General features: G+C 40.2%; 3 protein-coding genes. 2 read left to right on the top strand and 1 reads right to left on the bottom strand.

Annotated elements, in window-relative coordinates; all coding sequences use genetic code 11:
- Both CFT61_RS16230 and CFT61_RS16235 read left to right on the top strand, forming a co-directional pair.
- The coding region (locus tag CFT61_RS16230) for a restriction endonuclease subunit S (RefSeq protein ID WP_176425643.1) at nt 1–517 on the top strand (517 nt) is incomplete at its 5' end.
- Nucleotides 518–590: 73 nt separating this feature from the next.
- Complete coding sequence (locus tag CFT61_RS16235) at nt 591–1,394, top strand: tyrosine-type recombinase/integrase (protein ID WP_089545426.1); 804 nt, start codon at nt 591–593, stop codon at nt 1,392–1,394.
- Between the two features lie 59 nt (nt 1,395–1,453).
- On the opposite strand, the gene CFT61_RS16240 is transcribed toward CFT61_RS16235, so the two are convergent.
- Nucleotides 1,454–1,946, bottom strand: a 493-nt coding sequence (locus tag CFT61_RS16240; protein ID WP_217899096.1) for a restriction endonuclease subunit S, incomplete at its 5' end; no start/stop codon positions are given.

Raw genomic sequence — 1,946 nt, forward strand, 5'->3', positions numbered from 1 at the left:
GGGATGGTGTGAAACTTTACTTGGAAATATTGGCAATTGGCAATCTGGAGCTACTCCAAGCCGATTACGTAAAGACTATTACAATGGCGATATTCCTTGGTTAAAAACTGGAGATTTAAACGATAGCGTTATTAAGTCCATACCTGAGACTATAACGAGAAAGGCCTTGGAAGAAACTTCTGTCAAACTAAATCCAACCGGAAGCGTCCTTATTGCCATGTATGGAGCGACTATTGGAAAAATTGGAATATTGGCATTGCCAGCTACTACAAACCAAGCTTGTTGCGCTTGCGTAGACTATATGTGTGACAAAATGTTTTTGTTCTATTTTTTACTTGCCAATCGAAAGAGGTTTGTCGCTATGGGCGGTGGAGGAGCGCAGCCGAACATCTCAAAAGAGAAAATAACGAATACACATATTCCCTTGCCACCACTTTCCGAGCAACATCGAATAGTCGCAAAGATTGAAGAACTTTTTGTTCATTTTGACAAGATTGAATCCTCATTGCAAGCATAAAGGCTTACAATGGGGATTTCCCATTCTTGACACACATCTTATATTGTTACCATTCATTTTAATACAAAACAATATGGTAACACAATTTGAAAAGTATTTGGTCAAGTCAAACTTGGCAAAGAACACGGTAACATCGTACCTATGGACGATGAAGTATTTCCTTGATAATTACAAGGAGGTGAACAAGAAGAATCTGTTGGCTTATAAGGGTTATCTTATGGAGAACTTCAAACCACAGACGGTAAACTTGCGTTTGCAAGCAATGAATAAGTATTTGGAGTTTAGCAAACAAGAGAAGCTAAAGATGAAGTTTGTAAAGGCGCAACAAAAGAACTTCTTGGAGAACGTAATCAGCGATGCCGATTACAAGTTCCTGAAAGCCAAGTTAAAGGCAGACGGTTATGATGAATGGTATTTCATCGTTTGGTTTATGGCAGCCACTGGTGCACGTGTCAGCGAGCTGCTTCAAATCAAAGCTGAGCATGTAGCGGTTGGCTATCTTGACTTGTATAGCAAAGGAGGTAAAATGCGCCGCCTTTACATTCCGAAGAAGCTATGCACTGAAGCCCAAAGATGGCTAACAGGACAAAACATCACCTCTGGTTATCTGTTCACCAATCGTTTAGGCAACCGCCTTTCCACTCGTGGCATAGCTATCCAACTGAAGTACTTTGCCGAAAAGTACGGTCTTAACCGTAATGTGGTTTATCCACACTCCTTCCGTCACCGTTTCGCCAAGAACTTCCTTGACCGTTTCAACGACATCGCCCTCCTTGCCGACCTCATGGGACATGAGAGCATCGAAACAACACGCATTTATCTGCGACGCACAGCAAGCGAACAGCAGAAGATAGTGGACAAGGTAGTTACTTGGTAACTATATCTATAGCATTTAGCCATCGCAAGTATATGGCTTGCGATGGCTAAACTGGGTATTTACAAAGATGCTTCTATCTTGTCAAGTTGAGCGAATAACTCTTCAATTTTTGCAACGATTCTGTGTTGTTCGGAAAGCGGTGGTAACCATAATTGTTCATTCTTTATAATGCTGCCTGATATAGCTTTAAATGTAGAACCAGTACTTTGTGATTCAAATTTTTCTTGAAAAGTAGTCAACACATAAAAAGCATAATCTAAGTTGATAGCTTTGGTTGGTGTAAGACAGCACAAGCCTCGTCCTATACATATTCTCTGCTTAGTAATATTAACCACTCCTACGGGTGCTCTTACACATAATAGTAAAGTATCAGCATCAGCTATTTTTGTTGGAGAATTTGTTAAAACACTCGATTTTCTTAAATACTTGTTTCCAAATAGGATTTTACCTTGATGAAATTCCATACCATCTATAGGATTTAGGCTACTCCCATCTGGCGATTGTCCCATAGTAACCTTAAATGCATCTCCAATATGAGTTTCACACCACCCC

It is taken from the genome of Segatella copri, from assembly GCF_002224675.1.
Lineage (GTDB): Bacteria > Bacteroidota > Bacteroidia > Bacteroidales > Bacteroidaceae > Prevotella > Prevotella copri_U.